The organism is Mesorhizobium sp. M0478, assembly GCF_040321305.1.
In the GTDB taxonomy this organism is placed as follows: domain Bacteria; phylum Pseudomonadota; class Alphaproteobacteria; order Rhizobiales; family Rhizobiaceae; genus Mesorhizobium.
This window is the reverse complement of record NZ_JAMYRH010000038.1, coordinates 1-2,223: the sequence shown is the minus strand read 5'-3', so window position 1 is coordinate 2,223 and position 2,223 is coordinate 1. Positions and strand designations below refer to the sequence as shown.

Annotated in this window: 2 protein-coding genes and 2 pseudogenes; 2 read left to right on the top strand and 2 right to left on the bottom strand. The window is 59.8% G+C overall.

Translation table 11 applies throughout. From position 1 onward, the window contains the following. Nucleotides 1-161: pseudogene (locus tag NKI64_RS32070) on the top strand (IS481 family transposase); the annotation flags it as partial. 549 nt (nucleotides 162-710) lie between these two features. Here NKI64_RS32070 and NKI64_RS32065 read toward each other — a convergent pair. Beyond that, nucleotides 711-1,028, bottom strand: coding sequence for a YMGG-like glycine zipper-containing protein (locus NKI64_RS32065; RefSeq protein WP_023753841.1), 318 nt, complete (start codon nucleotides 1,026-1,028; stop codon nucleotides 711-713). Between the two features lie 199 nt (nucleotides 1,029-1,227). Continuing rightward, nucleotides 1,228-1,629 (bottom strand): type II toxin-antitoxin system HicB family antitoxin, encoded by a 402-nt coding sequence (locus NKI64_RS32060; protein ID WP_352672080.1) that lies wholly within the window; start codon nucleotides 1,627-1,629, stop codon nucleotides 1,228-1,230. Between the two features lie 192 nt (nucleotides 1,630-1,821). On the opposite strand from NKI64_RS32060, the pseudogene NKI64_RS32055 reads away from it, so the two are divergent. After that, nucleotides 1,822-2,121 (top strand): annotated as a pseudogene (locus NKI64_RS32055) (recombinase family protein); the annotation flags it as partial. Nucleotides 2,122-2,223 lie beyond the last annotated feature (102 nt).

The following is a 2,223-nucleotide window of genomic DNA, read 5'->3' as shown; positions in this document are numbered from 1 at the left end:
TCAAGGCCTATCCAATCGGCTACTTCCATATCGACGTCGCCGAGGTCCGAACCGAGCAGGGCAAGCTGCATATGTTCGTGGCCATAGATCGGACCTCGAAGTTCGCTTTCGTCGAGCTGCACGAGAAGGCAACGACAGCGGTCTCCGCCGATTTCCTGCGAGCCAGCCCGCAATGCTTTTGAGCATCGGGATTGTTCTCCAAGCTTACGACGTGAAAGCGGTCGAAGGACCGGGGCGGCAGTGCTCCTTCGCCTAGTTTAGGCGAGGACTGCCACCCATTCGTTGTGGCACTCAGTTGCCAAGCAACATGACATGAAAAAGGCCTCCGAAGGAGGCCTTTGGATGGTGTGAGCGAGAATCTCCACCTAACAAATTATCCCACATTTTGTGCATGCAGCGCAAGCCGTTCGCTTGACCAAGGCGCGCTTGGCGCCTTGATGCTGCTTGGCAGCGTGACCATCACCCCGGCTCTTCGGCCGCAGCCGATGGTCGCTGTCGACACTTTCAGACGCAATGCGATGTCATTGTTGGCGCCGAAAACCACCGCTTCACGCCGCCTCCGCGAAATGGATACTTGCAAGCACCAAGCGCAAGCTCATGAGGCAGAGGGTGTCGGAGCGGGGTCTCATAGTGTGAAACGCCGAACGGATCCCGGGTCCCTGGAAGGGCGGCAGCAAAGGTTAGAGAGCCGCACTTCCAGGGAGGCTGGATCAATAGTCGTTGTTGTAATAGCGATCATCGCAAGGCGCCGTGTAGATCCGGCCGCGGCGGTCCTGGTAGCGGCAAAGCTGTTCGCCGCGGCGCTGCGGCGTGGTCGACTGGCCGATGACGGCGCCGAGCAAGGCGCCGCCGGCGGCACCCACGACCGTGCTTTCGGTGTTGCCGCCCAGTGCCTGGCCGGCGAGGGCGCCGACACCGCCGCCGATGAGCGCGCCGTTGGTTGCCCTCTGCTGCTGTTCGGTCTGGGTCGCGCAGCCTGCCAGGGCGGCACTCATGAGCACGGCGGCAATGGTTTGTCTGATGATCATCTTGGAACTCCTTTGGAGCCCCAAACGCGGATCGGGGCGAATGGTTGCCAGTTGCTGGCGCATTGCGGCCAAACGGCGGCACGCCCGCTCACGAAATGAGACGTGGTTTCTCGGGCCTTGAAGACAATGGTTGCCAAAGCGGAAACGCCTTGCACGAACCGGGCGATCGCGCCTCGGTTTGAATCCGCTTGAGGAGCAGCTACGCTGCCTCGTTGCGCATCGCCTTTTGCGCGGCGGCGATCAGGAATCCAGATCGGCTGCAGCCATGCCGTTCCGCATATTGATCGATCTGGTTGAGGACATCTTCCGGGATGGCGACGTTGACGCGCACGACCTTCTTCGCCTCGGCTTTCAGGGCAACCAGGATGGCGACCCGGTTGAGATTGTCCTTGTCCGACATAACATCTTCCAGGGATGATGACTCGGGAATGGCTTCGCCATCCTCGACAAGGCCTTCGAGATGGAAGGCCAGGGCCTCTTCGGCCATGGCGCGGGCGTCGTCCAGGCTGGTGCCGGCGGTGACCACGCCCGGAAAATCGGGAAAGGATACGCCGAAGTCGCTGTCCGCTTGGTTGTGGCTCAGTCCGATATAGTGACGCACGGGCCGGTTCCCCCAAGGAGCGGCTTCGAGGCTCGATCAGACTATCGAGCCATTCGACACAAACTGTCGAGGTATTCCTAATGGGACCGTAGGAAGCTGCCTAGTAGGTTGGGCATGCCCCAGGCAGACATTGCCTGGGCAACGGTCGAGAGTGTGGGGAAAGTGCCAAAGTTAGATGGCGGGAACCAGACTGTGCCTAGAGTTCGCGCTGCGCAGTACGTGCGCATGTCGACGGAACACCAGACCTACTCGATCGACAACCAAGCGGATGCCATTCGAGACTATGCCGATATCATGGCTTACGAGATTGTCGCCACTTACGAGGACCTCGGTCGCAGCGGTTTAAACCTTGGAGGGCGCCCCGGTCTTCAGAAGCTGTTGGCCGATGTCGAAAGTGGGCGAGCCGATTTTGAGACGGTTGTGGTCTATGATGTAAGCCGTTGGGGGCGTTTTCAGAACATTGATGAAAGCGCAGCCTACGAATACCGATGCTGTCCGTCGTCAGGGTTTTTGAGACAGACTGCGGCCTGATTTAGGGGAGGCTCTGGCTCATCTGGGTTGGCATTTTAGGCTGCGGCTTTGCGATGCTGCAAG